General features: G+C 73.0%; 11 protein-coding genes. 8 read left to right on the forward strand and 3 right to left on the reverse strand.

The window, feature by feature from the left end; genetic code table 11:
- The first annotated feature begins 2 nt into the window (after positions 1-2).
- Positions 3-1,112: a THUMP domain-containing class I SAM-dependent RNA methyltransferase gene (locus tag WME85_RS35820; RefSeq protein WP_437827584.1), complete on the forward strand. Its 1,110-nt coding sequence runs from the start codon at positions 3-5 to the stop codon at positions 1,110-1,112.
- Positions 1,113-1,163: 51 nt separating this feature from the next.
- Here the strand turns inward: WME85_RS35820 and WME85_RS35825 are convergent, their stop codons facing one another.
- Entirely contained in the window at positions 1,164-3,197 is a 2,034-nt protein-coding gene (locus WME85_RS35825; RefSeq protein ID WP_437827585.1) for a protein kinase domain-containing protein, read from the reverse strand.
- Between the two features lie 599 nt (positions 3,198-3,796).
- Between WME85_RS35825 and WME85_RS35830 the strand changes: the two genes are divergently transcribed.
- From WME85_RS35830 to WME85_RS35840, 3 genes are all read left to right on the forward strand, one after another.
- Positions 3,797-8,731 carry a hypothetical protein gene (locus WME85_RS35830; RefSeq protein WP_437827586.1) on the forward strand — a complete coding sequence of 1,645 codons (4,935 nt, stop codon included), beginning with the start codon at positions 3,797-3,799 and terminating at the stop codon, positions 8,729-8,731.
- A 238-nt stretch (positions 8,732-8,969) separates the two neighbouring features.
- Positions 8,970-9,572 carry an N-acetyltransferase family protein gene (locus WME85_RS35835; RefSeq protein WP_437827587.1) on the forward strand — a complete coding sequence of 201 codons (603 nt, stop codon included), beginning with the start codon at positions 8,970-8,972 and terminating at the stop codon, positions 9,570-9,572.
- Between the two features lie 198 nt (positions 9,573-9,770).
- Positions 9,771-10,973 carry an MFS transporter gene (locus WME85_RS35840; RefSeq protein ID WP_437827588.1) on the forward strand — a complete coding sequence of 401 codons (1,203 nt, stop codon included), beginning with the start codon at positions 9,771-9,773 and terminating at the stop codon, positions 10,971-10,973.
- A gap of 9 nt (positions 10,974-10,982) precedes the next feature.
- On the opposite strand, the gene WME85_RS35845 is transcribed toward WME85_RS35840, so the two are convergent.
- Positions 10,983-12,188: a M14 family metallopeptidase gene (locus tag WME85_RS35845; protein WP_437827589.1), complete on the reverse strand. Its 1,206-nt coding sequence runs from the start codon at positions 12,186-12,188 to the stop codon at positions 10,983-10,985.
- A gap of 132 nt (positions 12,189-12,320) precedes the next feature.
- Between WME85_RS35845 and WME85_RS35850 the strand changes: the two genes are divergently transcribed.
- The 3 genes from WME85_RS35850 to WME85_RS35860 all read left to right on the forward strand — a co-directional run bounded on the left by WME85_RS35850 (position 12,321) and on the right by WME85_RS35860 (position 16,242).
- Positions 12,321-12,851, forward strand: coding sequence for a hypothetical protein (locus WME85_RS35850; RefSeq protein ID WP_437827590.1), 531 nt, complete (start codon positions 12,321-12,323; stop codon positions 12,849-12,851).
- 69 nt (positions 12,852-12,920) lie between these two features.
- On the forward strand, positions 12,921-13,517 hold the full coding sequence (locus WME85_RS35855; RefSeq protein WP_437827591.1) for a Uma2 family endonuclease: 597 nt from the start codon (positions 12,921-12,923) through the stop codon (positions 13,515-13,517).
- A 271-nt stretch (positions 13,518-13,788) separates the two neighbouring features.
- Positions 13,789-16,242: a fused MFS/spermidine synthase gene (locus WME85_RS35860; protein WP_437827592.1), complete on the forward strand. Its 2,454-nt coding sequence runs from the start codon at positions 13,789-13,791 to the stop codon at positions 16,240-16,242.
- A 47-nt stretch (positions 16,243-16,289) separates the two neighbouring features.
- Here WME85_RS35860 and WME85_RS35865 read toward each other — a convergent pair whose 3' ends face one another.
- Positions 16,290-17,108 carry an OmpA family protein gene (locus tag WME85_RS35865; protein WP_437827593.1) on the reverse strand — a complete coding sequence of 273 codons (819 nt, stop codon included), beginning with the start codon at positions 17,106-17,108 and terminating at the stop codon, positions 16,290-16,292.
- Positions 17,109-17,287: 179 nt separating this feature from the next.
- Here WME85_RS35865 and larE point away from each other — a divergent pair, with 179 nt between their 5' ends.
- Positions 17,288-18,148, forward strand: coding sequence for an ATP-dependent sacrificial sulfur transferase LarE (gene larE, locus WME85_RS35870; protein ID WP_437827594.1), 861 nt, complete (start codon positions 17,288-17,290; stop codon positions 18,146-18,148).
- Positions 18,149-18,156: the final 8 nt, after the last annotated feature.

An 18,156-nucleotide genomic window follows, 5' to 3' on the forward strand; every position in this document is an offset into this window, starting at 1 on the left:
CCATGGACTTCTTCGCGACCGCCGCCAAAGGCACCGAGCCCGCCCTCCGCGACGAGCTCCGCGAGCACCGCTTCCGCGGCGTCCGCGCCGATCGCGGCGGCGTCCACTTCGCCGGCGCCCCCGACGAGGGCTTCCGCGCCTGCATCGAGCTCCGCACCGCCGTGCGCGTGCTCGCCGAGCTCGCCTCCTTCGACGCGCCCGACGGGGACGCGCTCTACGACGGCGTCTCCAGCATCGACTGGGCCCCTTACCTGAGCCCGGTCCACACGCTCGCCGTCCGCGCCTCGTGCCGCTCGAGCGCGCTGACGCACACCCAGTTCATCGCCCAGCGCACCAAGGACGCCATCGTCGATCAGATCCGGCGGCGCGTCGGCGCCCGCCCGTCCGTCGACCTCGAGGACCCGGACCTCGCCCTCTTCGTCCACCTCGTCCGCGACCGCGCGACGCTCTACGCCGACCTCGGCGGCGCCGCGCTCCACCGCCGCGGCTACCGCACGCACATCGGCGGGGCGCCGCTCAAGGAGACCCTCGCGGCCGCCCTGCTCCGCCTCTCCGGCTGGGACCGCGCCCGCCCGCTCGTGGACCCGATGTGCGGCGCCGGCACGATCGCCCTCGAGGCCGCGCTCTGGGCACGCGACATCGCCCCCGGCCTGCGCGCGCAGCGCTTCGGCTTCGAGCGGTGGGCCTGCCACGACCAGGCCGCCGCCCAGCGCACGACCGCGCTCCGCGACGCCGCGCGCGCGCGGATCCGGCCCGAGGGCCCGCCGATCCTCGCCGCCGACATCGACCCCAGCACCGCCGAGATCACCCGCGGCAACGCCCGGATGGCCGGCGTGCAGATCGAGGTCCGCTGCGAGCCCATCACCGCGCTCGCGAAGACCGCGCCGCCGGGCCACGTGATGACCAACCCGCCCTACGGCGAGCGCCTCCCCGGGACGGCGGCGCTCTACCGCGACATGGCGGCCGCTTTCTCGCGGCTCTCGGGCCACCGCGTCGCCATCCTCTCCGGCACCGAGGAGGTCGAGCGCGCGATGCGCCGCCGGCCGGAGCGCTCGCTCACCGTCTTCAACGGCCCGATCGAGTGCCGGCTGCTCACGTACGACATCCCCTGAGGCGCGCGGCCCGCGCGCCGCGCCTCGGCTGCGCGCGGCCCGCGTTGCGCGTCAGAGCTGGCGCATCAGGAGGAACATCGCCAGCGCCGTGATGAGCATCCCGGCGACGAAGCCGATGATGAGCCCGCGCTTGCCGGCGAGCCAGCTCGGCTCCCGCACCGGCGACGGCGCGGGCGGCGCCTGGGGCACCACGAACGTGTCGGGCACCGTCGCGCGGCGCTCGAGGAGAGCGCGCTGCTCCGCGAGGGTCGAGGCGAGCTCCAGCGGCAACGGCTCCGGCGTGACCGCAGGCGCGGCGCCGGCCCCGACGGCGCTCCCCCGCGCCATCGACGCCGCGCTCCCGGCGGCCTGGGCGCTCGCCGCCGCGCCCAGCCCGTGCAGGCTCGACGCCTGGAGCTCGCCGGGCGTCACCGTGGGCATCTGGCTGTCGGCCGGCGGGTGCGACGAGACGAGCCGGAGCGTGTTGGTGACGCGCCTCGACCTCCGATCCCACGCCGCGCCGGCGTCGAACTGCGGGCTCTGCGGCGTCACCGGCGGGACGGCCGGCGCGGAGTCGACGCGCACCAGGCCGACCTCGGCCCGCTTCTCCGGCGTGCCCAGCCCGAAGTCCTCGGCGGAGCGGAGCGTCGCCTTCACCTCGCGGCCTGGCGGCGTGATGTCGAGCTCGTCGCCTTCGTCGTAGGACGCCGTGTGGACGCGGACCTTCGCCGGACCGCGGAGCTCGTCCTCGCGGACCATGGTCAGCGTGCTCTCGTCCTCGCCCCCCTCGTCGGGCGGGATCGGCGTGGCCAGCCCGTTCCCCGAGAGCAGCGCCTCGCTGGCGCTGTGGGACCAGGACGGGAGCTGGAGCGAGATCTCGGGCACCGACTCGCCTGTCCACCGCGGCGGCTCGCCGCGCGGCTCGTCGCTGATCGACGGATAGAGCCCCGGAGGCTCGAGCGTCGGCGGGAACTCCGACGTCGGGTCGTGGATCAGCGCCGGCGGCGGGTGATCGGCCCCGGAACCGGACGTCCCCGACACGAGCGTCCGCGCCGACTCGATCGAGACCTCCGACCTCCCCTCGGACGGGGAGAGAGGCACGGACGTCGAGCTCGGCAGCGAGGAAAGCGGCACCCGTCCCGACTGCGCGTCGCGCCTGAACAGCGAGCTCGGCTGCCGCGCCGAGATCGGCCCCAGGCCCACCGCCGTGTCCGGCAGGGTGGCGAGCAAGGTGTGCAGCGAGTACCCGAGCTCGCGCGCCGTCTGGTGCCTGTCCTCCGGCTGCTTGGCGAGCGCCTTCAGGATCAGCGCCTCGAGCCGCGAGTCGAGCCCCGGCGCGCAGCTGCTCGGCGCCGGCACCGGGGCGTGGATGTGGAGCGTCGCCGTGTGGAGCGGCGTCTCACCCTCGAACGGAAGCCGCCCGGTGATGAGCTGGAACAGCAGCACGCCGCACGTGTACAGATCGGCCCGCTGATCGATGGGCAGCAGCCCGCACTGCTCCGGGGACATGTAGGCCGGGGTGCCGATGAACGTGCCCGCGCGCGTGACGACGGACATCGGATCGGCGTGGGGGTCGGGCTCGTCGCCCGACGCCGTGTCGAGGATCTTGGCGATGCCGAAATCGAGCACCTTCACGCGCTCGCCGTGAGGGTGCGTGGGGTCGGCGATCACCATGATGTTCTCGGGCTTGAGGTCGCGATGGACGACGCCCATCTCGTGGGCGACCGCGAGCGCCTCGCACACCTCCGAGAGGATGCGGACGGCCCTCGCCTGGCCGAGCGCGCCGTGGCGCTCGAGGAGCGCGTAGAGGTCGTCGCCGACGAGCAGCTCCATGACGATGTAGCTGAGGGCGCCCTCGACCCCGTACTCGAAGATCTTCACGGAGTTCGGGTGCTTCACCCGCGCGGCCGCCTTCGCCTCGCGCTGGAAGCGCCGGACGAACGCGCGATCCGCGGTGAACTCCGGGTTCATGATCTTGATCGCCACCCGGCGGGGCTCGGCGTCGCGCTCGGCGACGAAGACGCTCGCCATGCCGCCCTCGCCGAGGAACCGGGTGATCGTGAACCGCCCGGCCACCTTGCGGCCGAGGAGAGCTTCATGCCTCATGCGCCTGGCACCCGCCGCCGCTCGCGCCGCCCGCTTCCCGGCGCGCGCCCGTACCGCTCGCTCGCTCCCGGGCCGCCGCGCCGCTCGCGCAGAAGAGCTCCGCCTCCAGGGCTGTCCGCGCGCATACGCGACCCGCGCGACCGATGCGAGGGGGAGTGCACGCGGCGACCATACCAAAGAACGTGACAGGGGACGACTTGTCGACCCCGGCGGCGGCGCGCGTCGGGCAGAGCGGCGCCGCCCGCGCCGGGAACCGCAGCGCCCGGCGCCGCGGCGCAGCTGCCCGACGTCGGGCGCTGCGGCACGGTCATCGGTGAGCGCGCGAGCGCGCAATCGATCGTCCCGACGACCGTCCCGACGACCGTCCAGACCGCCGTCACCCCGCACACGGCGCCGGTCGCGGACTCGGCAGGCAGCAGTTAACTCTTTAACGCCACCCCCGGTGCAAATGTGCGACAGGTGCTTAACTTATCGAAAGGGAACGGCTTCGAACGTTGGCAGCGTTCTTGCCTGGGGGGAAATGCCTCGCGACGCGCCGCGTGCGTCGTGAAGGGCCAGCTTGTGCATCGATCTCGACAGGCAGCTTCGGAGGATCGTTGATGAATCGAATTTTCAAGCGTGGGGTGCTCCTCGGCACCGTCGCGCTGAGCGTCGTGGGGGCGGGCTGCGCCGAGGAGCGGCAGGAAATGAACAGGGTGCAGAGCGACGCGCTCGCCAAATCGTTCTTCATCGGGAGCGACTTGCGGGACATCGGCGACGACCCCGAGTTCTACATGCGGGGCACGATCGTCGACGTCGGGTACGGCGCTGCCCAAGATGGCCTTTTCACGTCGACGTACGCCCAGCCCGTCTCCCGGATCAAGTGGGAGGTCACCGAGCACCAGATCAATGCTCGGCTCGCTTACGAGCGCATCGAGGGCACCGACGGCAAGGGCAACGCCTATAACGGCCTCACCAAGAAGACCACGAACGACGGCCAGATCGTCGCGAGCTACGCGATCGAGTCGCACTTCGACATCATCTACGACTACAACCCGGCGACGGGCGAGAAGTCGAACGTCGTGGTCGAGAACACGACGGACAAGCCCTGGTACGAGCGCCAGTACATGCGCGTCGACTGGTCGCGCAACCTCGCCACCGACGCCTACAACTTCGACACCCTCTCGCAGCTCGGCCTCTACGGAGGCGTCGAGTACGAGCCGCTCGCCTACTACGTCAACGATCCTGCCGCGGCCGACGCCCCGCAGTTCGACGCCAAGAACGGCTACTTCGACGTGACGACGAAGGCGTTCGCCACGCCCGCCATGATCGACCTGTCCAGCCTCGGCTGGGGCATCGACAAGTACCCGTCCTGCATGCTCCCGGGCGATTTCGCCGGCGGCACCGACCCGTACGGCAACTGCAACCCGGTCGAGATCACGATCCGGCAGTCGTTCAAGAAGGTGGTCGACAACGACTACGAGCCGGTCGACTTCGACGGCGTCCGGTTCCAGGCGTTCGGCATCTTCAACTTCGACTACCGCTACGGCTACGAGCGCAACTACGGCATCGTCGACAACCAGTGGCGGCGCTTCGCGGCCCGCTACAACCTCTGGAAGCGCAGCCACTTCTACGCGAACCCGGAGACGATGGAGGGCGCGATCGCCTGCGCCACCCCGGAGACGACCCAGGCCGGCGGCGCCCTGAACGCGGACCCGAACCGCGACGAGAACAACGACGGCACCGCGGACGAGTGCGCCGCGGCCGGCCCCGGCTCGCAGTGCGACGTGTTCAAGCAGAAGTGCACGCTGCCCTACGCGCAGCGCGAGGCCGTCACCATCCCCTGGTACATCGGCGGCAACTCGTCGGAGGACCTCTTCGAGGCGACCAACTGGGCGACCGAGGAGTGGGATCTCGCGATGAAGACCGCGATCCAGACGTCGCGCCTCGTCGAGTGCCGGAAGGCGGGCGGCCAGGACTGCGACGCGCGGTTCCCGATGTGGAAGGGCCAGCAGGAGGACATCGACGAGGCCGTCGCGATCTCCCGCGACCTGAACGCGTGCCGCCGCGCGAACGGCTGGGACGCGCCGGCGTGCGACGACGCGGCGAGGGGCGCCGTGGCGCAGCTCTCGGAGCGGCGCGGCAACGATCAGTCGACGCTCGCCATCGGCAGCGTCGTGACGCAGCCGTCCGTGATCGTGCTCTGCCACAACCCCGTCATCGCGGGCGATCACCCGTCCTGCGGCGAGGAGGGGCTCTCCCCGCGGCTCGGCGACCTCCGCTACAACAGCGTGCTCGTCATCGACAAGCCGCAGACCCCCTCGGCGTGGGGCATCATGGTCGACGCCGACGACCCGGTGACGGGCGAGAAGGTGGCCGCCAGCATCAACATCTGGAGCCACGTCACCGACTCCGCGGCGCAGCAGCTGCTCGACCTCGTCCGCTACATCAACGGCGAGCTCCCGACCTCGGAGATCACCGAGGGCAAGTACATCCGCGACTGGGCGCAGGCGAGCCGCATCTCGGGCGGCGGCCAGGGGCCCACGATGACGAAGCAGGAGGTCACGTCGCGGCTCGCGAGCGCCACGAAGCTCGACCCCGACCAGTACAAGAGCCTCGTCGCGCAGGGCGCTTCCCAGCAGATCAAGGCGATCCTCAAGCCGATGAAGGCCGAGGTGGCCGACATCGCGGTGCGGGGCGACCTCCCCTCGCCGCAGCAGGCGGTCGTGGGCGCGCGCATGAGGGCCGCCCGCGGCAGCGTCGCCGAGGCGGAGCTCATGAACCCGGCGATGCTCCAGCGATCGGGCATCCCGGCCGGCATGCCGGTCCAGGGCGCGATCGCCGACGCCGCCTCGCCGTTCGGGATGAACAACCCGAAGGTGCAGTCGCAGCTCCGCCGCATGCACGACAACGCGCTCGCCGAGCGCGGCGCCTGCATCCTGCACGAGGCCCCCGAGGCCTCGTCGATGACGGGCCTCGCCGAGGCGCTCCGCGAGAAGTTCCCCGTGGGCGAGAACGAGACGGACGCGGAGAAGCGCGGCCGCTACGAGCGGATGTTCAAGTACATCCAGCGCCGGTACCAGTACGCGGTCATCGCGCACGAGATGGGTCACTCCGTCGGCCTCCGGCACAACTTCGTGAGCACCTACGCCTCGCTCTTCTTCCGGCCCCAGTACTGGCAGCTCAGGACGCGGAACGGGAAGATCAAGGCCGCGTGCACCGGTGAGGCGGGCGAGGATCCGTCGGAGTGCGTCGGCCCCCGCTACTTCGACGCGATGACGGACGAAGAGCAGAAGAACATGATCTGGATGTTCCAGCACTCCACGGTCATGGACTACCCGGGCGACGTCTCGCAGGACCTGGTCGGCCTCGGCGTCTACGACTTCGCCGCCGCGCGCTTCTTCTACGGCGACACGGTGAGCGTCTACGACAACGGCGACAAGAACTACCAGGCCGGCGGCAAGATCGGCGGCGCGCTCCTCGCGGCGACCGACAACTTCGGCGGGCTGGCCGGCATCAAGTACGGCACGTTCGCGAGGGGTGACGACAGCGTCACGGACTTCCACTACTCGCAGCTGCAGTCGCAGTACAGCGTGATCCGGGACTGCTACGACGTGCCGGCGAAGCCGCCCGCGAGCTGGAACGAGGCGCTCGACGGCAAGTGGCACCAGGTCATGGACGGCGGCGTCGTCACGGTGGACGGCGAGACGAAGCGCTGCCGCCAGCAGCCGGTCGACTACGTGGCCTGGCGCAACCTGCGCAAGCCGCAGGACGGCGAGACCTCGCTCACGAGCTTCCGCGGCGGTCCGGCGGTCGACGAGAAGAAGCGCGTCCGCGTGCCCTACGCGTTCGCGAGCGACAACTGGGCCGACACCGGCAACGTCTCGGTCTTCCGCCACGACAACGGCGCCGACCCGTACGAGCAGCTGATGTTCCTGATCACCTCCCAGGAGAACAGGCACATCTTCGACAACTTCCGGCGCGGCCGCACGACGTTCAGCGTCCGTGGCGCGGCGGATCGGTCCTACAGCCGCTACAACGAGAAGCTGCTCGGCATCGCCGGCGGTATCGGGTTCTTCGGGACGATCTACCAGGATCTCGCGACGAACCAGGGCCTGTCGTTCGACACGCTGTGGCCGCTCCTCATCGACGGCGGCCTGCAGGAGAACGTCGTGGCCGCGACGGTGGCCTTCGACCACTTCGCCAGGCAGCTCTCCCGCCCGGAGGAGGGGCCGCACTACCTGCGCGACCCGCTGTTCAACGATCCGGTCCTCCGCTCGAACAAGGACGGCGACGACTACGGCGCCGGCACCGACTTCGGCTCCTTCGGCGGCACGACGAACAGCCCCGTGCTGGTGCAGATCCCGAACGGCTCGACCGGCTACATGAAGGACATCGGGTTCGGCGGTCACCCGCTCGAGAACGCGAACTCGGAGAACAACGGCGACTTCGACACCGACTTCACGATCAACGCGGGCAGCTACTACGACAAGATCAGCACGGCGATCCTGCTCTCGGAGTCGGAGGACCGGTTCGTGAGCAGCTCCCGCCGCGACTTCTACGACGCGCGCTTCCGCGCGGTCGGCATGGCCGACGTGCTGCCCGAGGGGTACCGCCGCCTGCTCGCGAACGCCCTCACCGGCGACCGCGCGCTCCTCGCGCCTCGCCTCGAGGCTGACGAGAACGGCCGCCCGGTGCTCGACGCGAACAGCACGGATCCCGACCCGATGGCGAAGGAGTTCCCGGCGCGCCCGATGGGCTGGGTCAGCTGGTGGCCGAACGAGGGGCCGAAGGTCTGCTTCCCGAGCGACGGGAAGAACCTCTGCTCGAACTACCTCGGCGGCGACTTCAACCCGGAGACCGTGTCCCGGACCATCGCGGTCGACCCCCAGGTCGGCTGGGAGGTGCAGAAGTTCCTGATCGCCTGGACGCTCGCGTACATCCCCGCGAACGGCAAGACGAACTGGATGGACATGATGCGCGTCTACCGCCTCGGCACCGACTCCGAGCCCGGGATCGAGCAGCGCATCGAGTGGCAGGACCCGACGTCCGGGCAGGTCTACTACGCCCGCACGTACGGCATGGAGTGCCTCTTCGGGACCGGCGCGGACCGGGCGTCGTGCGAGGGCACCGGCGGCAACTGGGTGCAGAAGGGCATCGCGGCCCGCGTGCTCGAGTACGCCAACACCCTCACGGCGAAGGGCTATCAGCTCGACGCGCGGTACGAGGGCGCCGTCGCCGGCGATCCCGCGTACGCCGCCGAGTACGGCCCCGGCTTCAACAAGTACGGCCGCGCGATGCTGACGTACCACCCGGATGGCGTCGCGATCATCGTCCCGGATCCCGCGATCAAGGACGTGCCCCCGGTCGGCGCGCTGAAGGAGGTGCCGGCCTGCGATCAGAACGTCAACCCGACCTGCACGCAGCTCACGATCTACAAGAACCACTACGCGTACGAGCTGAAGAGCTACAAGTCGGTCCCCGACTACATGCTCCAGATGATGACCTACTTCGGTCTCGCTCTGCCCGATCAGCTCGGCGTGTACCCCGACTGATCCGCTCCTCGCTCCGCCGGGGGCCCCGCGCCGGGGCCCTCGCCCTCCTCTCCTCTTCTCCTTCCCCCCCACAAGCTCCAGCGACCTGAGCCCGCGCGGGCATCCCTCGCGCGGGCCCTCAGCTCGTCAGGCCGGGGCGCCCGGGCATCGCCCGCGCTCGGGCCTCACCGTCGCCTTCCCGGTCGCACCGGCGCCGCGGGGGCACTACGCTTCCCCGCGGCGCGGCGCGCGCCACGGCATGGACATCTCCCCCGCCCTCCCCGCCATCGTTCCAGCGCAGCGCTCGGACGCGCGGGCCTTCATGACCTACCTCATGGAGCACGTGGCCGAGTCCGGCCGGCGCGGCGCGCCCCATTTCGCCGTCGCTACATCGCTGGCGCCCGACGAGGTCGAGCACGCCGCGCGCGACCGCTGGAGCAGGTCGCTCGACGAGCCGCTGTGGGGCCGGGCCTGGCTGCTCCGGGCGAGCGAGCCGCGGGCGCGCGTCATCGGGCACATCGAGCTGCGCGGCGGCCGCGTCCGGTCCGAGAACCACCGCGCCGTGGTCGCGATGGGCATCCTCGGCCCGTACACCGGGCAGGGGCACGGCCGGCGCCTGCTCGAGACGGCGATCGCCTGGGCCCGCGACAGGGCGCGCCTCTCGTACCTCGACCTCGGCGTCTTCTCCAACAACGAGCGCGCCCTGCGGCTCTACACGCGCATGGGCTTCGTCCCGATCGGCACCCGCGAGGACGCGTTCCGCGTCGACGGCACCATCCTGGACGACATCCAGATGACGCTCGCGCTCCAGCCCCCCGAGCCGCGCGCGCCGGAGCGCGCGCCTGAGCCAGGAGAGCGTTGAGCCGGGGCGCCGGGGCCCCCGACGCCGGCCCGCGGGGCCGGGCAGGGCTCCGCGAGCGCGCTGGCGCGTTGTAGGGTACCCACCGCCCCGCAGATGGGTCATGAGGACACCGCCGTCCGGGCGCCCGTCTTCCGCTCCGGCCATCGCCGGCGGCTCGCCCGCGGTCCTCACCGCCGTCCATCGACCCCGAGAGCCACCATGCGCCGCTCGCCGCTCCTGCCGATCTTCCTGACCGTCTTCGTCGACGTCCTCGGCCTCACGCTCGTCCTGCCGCTGCTCCCGTTCTACGCCGAGCACTTCGGCGCCAGCGAGCTCGTGGTCGGCGTGCTCGCGGCGAGCTACGCGGTCTGCCAGCTCGTCTCCGGGCCGATCCTCGGGCGGATCTCCGACCGCGCCGGCCGCAAGCCGACGCTGCTCGCCAGCCAGACCGGCACGTTCATCGGGTTCCTGGTGCTCGGCTCGGCGAGCTCGCTCTGGATGCTGTTCCTGGGGCGGATCATCGACGGCCTCACGGCCGGGAACCTGACGATCGCGCAGGCGTACATCAGCGACGTGACCCGGCCGGAGGAGCGCACCAGGGCGTTCGGCCTGATCGGCATCGCCTTCGGCTCGGGGTTCCTGCTCGGCCCGGCGATCACCGGGGAGCTCGCGAGCCGGTTCGGCTACGGCGCCCCGGCCTACGGCGCGGCGGTGCTGTCGCTGACGTCGATCCTCCTGACGGCCACGCTGCTGCCCGCGAAGCCGGTCGTGCCGGCGGCCTCGCCCGAGGCGGCGGCGACCGCGGCTCCCCGGCCGGCGGCGATCGGCCGCGGGGACGCCTTCCGGCGGTACTTCGACAGGCCGCTCCCGCGGCGCCGGCTGCTCGAGTTCTTCGCCTTCTCCCTCTCGTTCTCGACGCTCATCGGCGGCCTCGCGCTCTTCCTCGAGCGGCGCTTCTCGTTCGGCGTCAAGGAGACGGGCTACCTCTACGCCTTCTCCGGCCTCATCGGCGGGAGCATCCAGGGCGGCCTGATCGGCCGGCTGGCGAGGCGGTACGGCGAGGAGCGGCTCGCGCTGGTCGGGTTCGCGACGATGGTGATCGGCTACGGCCTGCTCGGCGCGGCGTACACGCTGCCCACGCTGCTGGTGCTCGTGGCGATCGCGGCGTTCGGCGCGGCGGTGGTGCGGCCGAGCGTCACCACGCTGCTCACGAAGAGCGTCGGCCGCGACGAGCAGGGCGCGGCGCTCGGCGTGAGCCAGTCGCTGGCGAGCATCTCGCAGATCGTCGGCCCCATCGGCGCCGGCTGGCTGATCGAGCACCGGGCGCTCGCGGCGTACGGCCTCATGGCGGCGAGCTTCGCCGCCCTCGGCTTCGTCCTCGGCCTGCAGAAGATCCCCGTCGGCGAGCCGGTCGAGCTCTGAGGGGCGCGCTCAGGCGCGCGCGCCCCTCACGAAGGGCAGGACCGCCTCGACGAGCTGCGACGCGGCGTCGTCGAGCTTCCGGGGGTTGTACCAGGCGAACGGCTCGATGAGCCGCGACGGGCGCAGGCCGAGCTCGCCGCGCGAGCACTCGACGAGGAGCGACAGCGCCCCGTGGCGATCGTGGAGCCAGTCGATCTCCAGGCCCGCCTTGCGGATGCCCCAGGCGAAGCGGACGTAGGACATGGCGCGGTACGGCTTCCGGGCCGCGGCGCGAGCGATGCGCTGGGCGAAGGCGCGGTGCTCGGCGCCGTCGGCGACCGGCCAGAGGCTGTGCGCCGGCGGGTACAGCACGGCGCCGCCGGCGCTGTGCAGCGACAGGGCGCGGTCGATCCGGCGCGGGGACAGCGCGTGCGCGATCGCCTCGACCTCCGGCTCGCTCCCGGGGCGGCTCCCGGGCGAGGAGATGAGCCCGATGAGGCGCTGCACGAGGCCGCGCTCGTACCACCCCGCGTCGAAGTTCCGGTTGAGATCGACGCCGCGGGCGTTGCCGCGCACGTACCGGCGGCGCCCGGCGCGGAGGTTCATCTCGACGCGGAGGAGCCCGTCGGGGTTCACGATCGGGACGGCGAAGATCGACCGGCCGCCGAGGTCCTCGGTCGCGAGCCGCTCGAGCAGCGCGAGGTGGGTCTCGACGCCGATCCACTCGAGCGGGTGGATCCCGGACAGGATCACGGTGGTCCGCTCGCGCGGCGCGGCGCGCACCACGGACGCGCCACGCCGGGCGGGCGGGCCGGAGCGCTCGGCTGAATGCGGCACGGCGGCGTCGTCCGGCGCTGGCTCGTCCGGGCTGTCCGGCGCGCCGCGGCCGTGGTGCGCGCCGGCGTGCGGGGCGCCGTTCATCGAGCTGCCCGCACCCTGGGCGGGCAGCGCGGCGCGGCCCGCGCCCTCCCGGTAGCCGCCCGCGCGGGCCGGGCCGGCGGCGCCGAGCTGGACCGCCAGCAACGGCTCGCCGCGGACCGAGCGGCCGATCAGGGAGAGCTGCGCGCCGCGGTCGGCGAGCCGGTCGAGCGCCTCCAGCAGCTCCCCGTACCCGCGGTAAGGGCCGAGCCCGCGGCGGCCGAGCAGGCGCGAGAGGGGCGCGCGGCGATGGACGAACAGGGCAGCCCTCAGGGCGGCCCGGCCTTGCTCCTCCGACCCCTGATCGGACTTCGGCATGCAGGGCTAACCTTTACCCTAGATGACATGGATCACGGAGCGCCGGTCGCGCGTTCGCACGATCTGGCGCGGGCCGGCCGGCGCGGTTCCGGACCAGGCCAGCCTCGGATTACCGTGGCGGCGGGCGCAACTATGGAATTCGATAGCAACGGGTGGGCGGAAGGACGGATCGAGCTGCTGCCGCCGAGCGAGGGCTGGTCGCTGCTGTCGCCGGAGGCCGAGGCGCGGATCGACGAGCACCGGTGGGCGCACCAGGCGCGCGTCTTCTTCCGGGCGGAGCTCACGCTTGCGCAGAAGAAGGCGTATCCGTCGGGGACCACGCCGATGGTCGACGCCGTGGAGGTCGACGTCGCGCGCGCCGGCGGCGCGCCGACGCGGGTGCTCGTGCTGACGGCGCCGCTGGATCGCGCGCCCCTGGTGCGGGCGGCGGCCGCGGCGGGCGTGCGGGCGATCGGCGGGCGCGGGTTCGACGCGCTGCTCGGGCGGGCGCGGCGGGCCTGGCAGGTGCGAGAGCCGCAGGTCGCGGGCGACGACGCGCGCGCGCCGCTCGTCGTGACCGCGGTCCTCGCGGCGGTGCTGCTCGCGCCCGTGGTGCCGCCGGGAGAGGAGACGATCTTCGGGGTGAAGGGGGCGCGGGAGCGGCTCGATCGGCTCGGCTGGTGACGGGCGGCGGGAGACGGGCTCGGCCGCGGAGCGCCTGCCTCCTTCCTGCGGTACGATGGTGCGAACCCCATGGACCTCGCACCTCGTCTCGTCCGCCCGGCCACGCTCGCCGACCTGGAAGCGCTGCCGCCGACCTGGCGCGGCGAGATCCTCGACGACACGCTCTACGCCTTCCCTCGCCCGCGGGCGCCGCACGCGAGCGTCGAGGGGCTGATCACGACCGACCTGACGAACCCGTTCCAGCGAGGCCGCGGCGGCCCGGGCGGCTGGTGGATCCTCCCCGAGCCGAGCATCCAGCTGCCCCGCGCGCCGGAGATATCGCCCGACCTCGCGGGCTTTCGTCGAGAGCGTCTCCCGGCGCTCCCCGGCAAGGGCCCCATCACCCTCGTGCCGGACTGGGTCTGCGAGATCCTCTCGCCCAGCACCGCGAGCTACGACCAGATCGTCAAGCGCCGCTTCTACAACAAGATCGGCGTCCGGCACATCTGGTACGTCGACCCGCGCGACCGCACGCTCCTCGTCGCCCAGCACGTCGAGGGCAGGTGGATGGAGCTCGGCCTTCACGGCGCGGACGAGAAGGTGCGCGCCGCGCCGTTCGACGCGATCGAGATCGATCTCGCCGCGTGGTGGGACGGGCTCGAGCCGGAGAAGATCCCGGACCCCTGAGGTGAGGGCGTCGCGGGCCGCGCGGCGCCGCTCACCGGCGCGGCCGGAGCTCGCCGGGGCTCAGGCGGGCCGAGGCGGGCGGGGCAGGCGGGCGACGCTGGGCGACCACGCCGGGGATCAAGCGGCCCGCGCTGGCGTGGGGCCAGTCGCGCCGGTGCTCCTAGGAGGTCCGGAGCTGCCCGAGGAGCGCCGCCGCGGACGGCGAGCCGTCTGCGCCTCGCGTGCCGCTAAGGTGCCTGCTCCCCGAGCGCCTGTACTAGCTTGCGCGCCCGTGCGCTCCCGCTTCCCGCTCGTGGCCGCCCTGTTCTTCGTCTCTGGCGCGACCGGCCTCCTTTACGAGGTCGCCTTCTCCAAGCTACTCGCCTACGTCTTCGGCGCCACCGCCTACGCCGTGAGCACGGTCCTCGCCGCCTTCATGGGCGGCCTCGCCCTCGGCGCGCACCTCGGTGGTCGCCACGCCGCGGCCGCTCGCCGCCCGCTCGTCGTGTACGGCGCGCTCGAGGCGATCGTCGGCGCCATCTGCGCCGTCTCGCCGTTCCTCTTCGAAGCGCTGACGTCTGCCTACGTCGCCGTGGCCCGCGCCGCGCCCGACTCGCTGGCGCTGCTCACCGCGGCGCGCGCCGCGCTGACCGCCCTCGTGGTCGTCGTCCCCACCGTCGCGATGGGCGCCACGCTCCCCGTCCTCTCGCGCATCCTCCGCGCCGGCGCCGCGCCGGACGGCGATTCGCTCGCCTCCGAGCACGACCCTGCGCGCCGCCTCGCGTCGCTCTACGCCATCAACACGGCCGGCGGCGCGGCGGGCGCGCTCTCCGGCGCCTACGTGGTCCTCCCGCACCTCGGGATCCGCGGCACGCTGTGGTCGGCGGCGATCGCCAACCTCGCCCTCGGCGCCGTCGCGATCTTCGCCGGGCTCCGCGGCCCCGAGCCCGGCCCCTCCGCCTCGGCCGACGCGCCCGAGGCTCGCGCCGCCGCCGCCTCGCCCGACGCGATACCCGATGCAGCAGAGGCTCGCTCCCCCGGCGCGCGCTCCCCCAGCGGCCCTCTCCCCGCCGGCGTCCGGCGCGCCGAGCCGCCGTTCCTGCTCCCGCTCGCGTTCGCCTCGGGCTTCCTGGTCTTCGCCGCCGAGGTGGTCCAGACCCACCTGCTCGCGTTGCTCATCGGCAACAGCGCCTACGCCTTCGGGCTGATGCTCGCCGTCTTCCTCGTCTGCCTCGCGGCCGGCGCCGCGCGCTCGCCTGCCCTCGCGCGCCGCCACGGCGAGGGCGCGCTCTGGCGCGGGCTCGTCGCGACGGCCCTCTCGCTCGCGGCCACCATCCCGCTATGGGACCAGCTCCCGCGGATCTTCGCCTTCGCGGGCAACCACGTCCACGGGTGGGCTGGCCGCGAGGCGTGCCGCGCGCTCGCCGCGCTCGCGATCCTCGCGCTGCCCACGCTCTGCATGGGCACCACCTTCCCCCTGCTCCTCGCGCGCGCCGCCGCGCACGCCGACGTCGCCGCGCGCGTCGGCAGGCTGACCTCGGCGAACACCCTCGGCACGATCGCCGGCTCCATCGTCACCGGCTACCTCATCCTGCCGGCGCTCGGCTCCGAGCGCGCCCTCCTCGCGATCGCGCTCGCCTTCGCCCTCACCGCCGTCCTCGCCGCCACGCGCGCCCGCGCCGAGCTCCCCCGCGCCCTCGCGCTGGCCGCCGCCGCGGCCGCCCTCGCCGCGCTCTCGCCCCGCTGGGACATGGCCCGCCTCACGAGCGGCGCCAACGTCTACTTCGCCATGGGGCCGCGCCCCGAGCGCATCGATTTCGTGCGCGAGGACGTGCACGGCGGCGTCACCACCGTCGCGCACCGCGCCGGCGTCACGACCATGTACACGAACGGCAAGTTCCAGGGCGACGACGGCCCCGAGATGACGGCGCAGCGGCGGTTCGCGCACTTCCCCTCGCTCTTCGTCCGCGACCCGCGCGCCGCGCTCGTCATCGGCCTCGGCACCGGCACGACGACGGGCACCATCGCGGCCTATCCGTTCGAGCGCATCGACGTCGCCGAGATCTCGCCCGCCATCGTCGAGGCCTCGCGCCGCTTCTTCGCGGGCCCGAGCCTCCGCGCGCTCGACGACCCCCGCGTGCGCCTCTCGCTCAACGACGGCAGGAACGAGCTGCTCGTCGCCCAGGACCGCTACGACCTCATCGCGATCGAGCTCACCAGCGTCTGGTTCGCGGGCGCCGCGAGCCTCTACAGCCGCGAGTTCTACGAGCTCGCCCGGTCGCGCCTCGCCGACGGCGGCGTCCTGCAGCAATGGGTGCAGCTCCACCACATCCGGCGTCGCGAGCTCGCCGTCGTGGTGCGGACGATGCGCAGCGCCTTCCCGCACGTGGCGCTGTTCGTGGGCGGCGCGCAGGGCATCCTTGTCGCGAGCGCCGCGCCGCTCGTCGCCTCCGAGGCGCACCTCGCCGGGCTCGACGCGCGCCCGGCGGTCCAGGCGACGCTCGCCGGCGCGCGGCTCGCGGACCTCCTCGGCGATCTCATGGCCTCCGACGAGGACCTCGACCGGTTCATCGCCGAAGCGGCCGAGGACGGCGGTCCGATCCTGTCCACGGACGACAACCTCTACCTCGAGTACGCCACGCCGAAGGGCAACGTGCTCCCGTACGGCGCGTCGCTCGACGCGACGCTCGCCCTGCTGGAGCGGTACCGGACGCCGTCGCCGCGCGCGCGCCACCTCGCGCCCTGAGGGGCGCCAGCTGCTCCCTGCCGGCAACGCGCCGCCCTTCGCGGGCGCTAGCTGCCGCCTGCCGGCGACGCGCCGCCCTTCGCGGGCGCGCCTCCCGGGGCCGGCGCGCTCGGCGCGGGGGCCTCGCCCTCGGGCGTCTCCGCCGCGCCCCGCGGCCTGACCGGCACCGGCCTGATCTCGTCGCCCGTCGCGACGAAGCCCTTCCGGACCGGCGGCGCCTTCAGCTGCGCGGCCTTCTCGGCGCGCAGCTTGCGCTCCTCGAGGCTCAGCACCTCCAGCGCGAGGCCGCCCATGTACGGGTCCTGCCCCATGAAGGGGCGCCCGTTCACCTCGGCCACGTGGAACTCGACCCGGCGGTTCTCGCTGCGCCCCGCCGCGATCTCGTTCGGCCCGAGCGGGCGCGCCTCGCCGAAGCCGACCGCGATGAGCCGGAGGTTCTCGACCCCGTGGTCGACCAGCCAGTCGGCGACCGCGAGGGCGCGCCGCGCGCTGAGCTCCTGGTTGTGCTCCTCGCTCGACTGCGCGTCCGTGTGCCCCTCGATCCGCAGCCGCGTCACCTCGGGGTGCTCCTTGAGGAACTGGAGCAGCGTCTCCAGCGTCTTCTCGCTGCCCGGCCGGACGACCGCCTTGTTCGTGTCGAAGACGATCTTGCCCTCGATGTAGACCTGGGTCTCCCCGCCCTTCTCTGACCAGGACTTCTCCGGGTACCAGCGCGGGAGTGGGCGCTGCTCGTCGGCGCGCGGCAGATCCCGCGGCGGCAGCCGGTTGTCTCCGCACCCCTGGCCGGCGTGCGCGGCGACCGCGAGCGCCGCCGCGACCGCGAACGGCAAGGCGGTGCGCCCTGCCTGCTTCCTCTTCGAGTCCATCTGGTCCTTTAGCGTGTCAGAACCGGCGCTCGAACCGCAAGTAACCTGGCGGAACCGAGCGGAACCGTGCGGAACCGAGCGGAGCCGAGCGGCGGGCAGCCCGCGGGCGCGGCGCGCCGGGCCGCTCCTGGCAGGGCTGGCCGGCGCGCCGGGCCGCATGTGGTAAAGGAACGACCGCCATGTCCGCGCTGTCGCTCACGCCCGAGGGCTCGCCCATCGACAACAAGCTCGCCCGGCTTCGCGACCGCTTCCGCGAGCTCGGCTCCGTCCTCGTCTGCTACTCCGGCGGGGTCGACAGCGCCTTCGTCCTCGCCGTCGCCCACCAGGAGCTCGGCCCGAGCGCCGTCGGCATGACCGCCGTCTCGCCGAGCCTCGCGCCGGCCGAGAAGGAAGAGGCCGCGTCGATCGCCCGCCTGATCGGCGCCGACCACCGGCTCGTCGAGTCGTCGGAGATCGACGACCCGCGCTACGTGGCGAACAACCCCGACCGCTGCTTCCACTGCAAGAGCGAGCTCTACCGCATCGCCGCGCGGAAGCGCGCCGAGTGGGGGCTCGCGGCGATCCTGAACGGCACCAACACGGACGACCTCGGCGACTACCGCCCCGGGCTCGAGGCGGCGCGCGAGGCCGGCGTCCTGAGCCCCCTCGTCGAGCTCGGCTTCAGCAAGGCCGACGTGCGCGCCGGCGCGGCGCGCGTCGGTCTGCCCATCTGGGACAAGCCGGCCGCCGCCTGCCTCTCCAGCCGCATCCCCTACGGGACCAGCGTCACGCGCGAGCGGCTCGCGCAGATCGGCGGCTTCGAGGCCGCGCTGCGCGGCCTCGGCTTCCGTCAGCTCCGCGTCCGCTACCACGACGACCTCGCGCGCATCGAGCTCGACGCGGGCGAGCTCGCGCGCGCCGCCGAGCCGGCGATCCGCGCCGAGATCGTCGCCGCCGGCAAGCGGCACGGCTTCCGGTACGTGACGCTCGATCTCGGCGGCTACAGGACCGGCAGCCACAACGAGGTCCTCGTCGGCCGCGCCCTCAAGATCGTGAGCTGACCGGCGGC

Origin of the sequence: Sorangium sp. So ce1153 (assembly GCF_051521595.1) — a bacterium.
Lineage (GTDB): Bacteria > Myxococcota_A > Polyangia > Polyangiales > Polyangiaceae > Sorangium.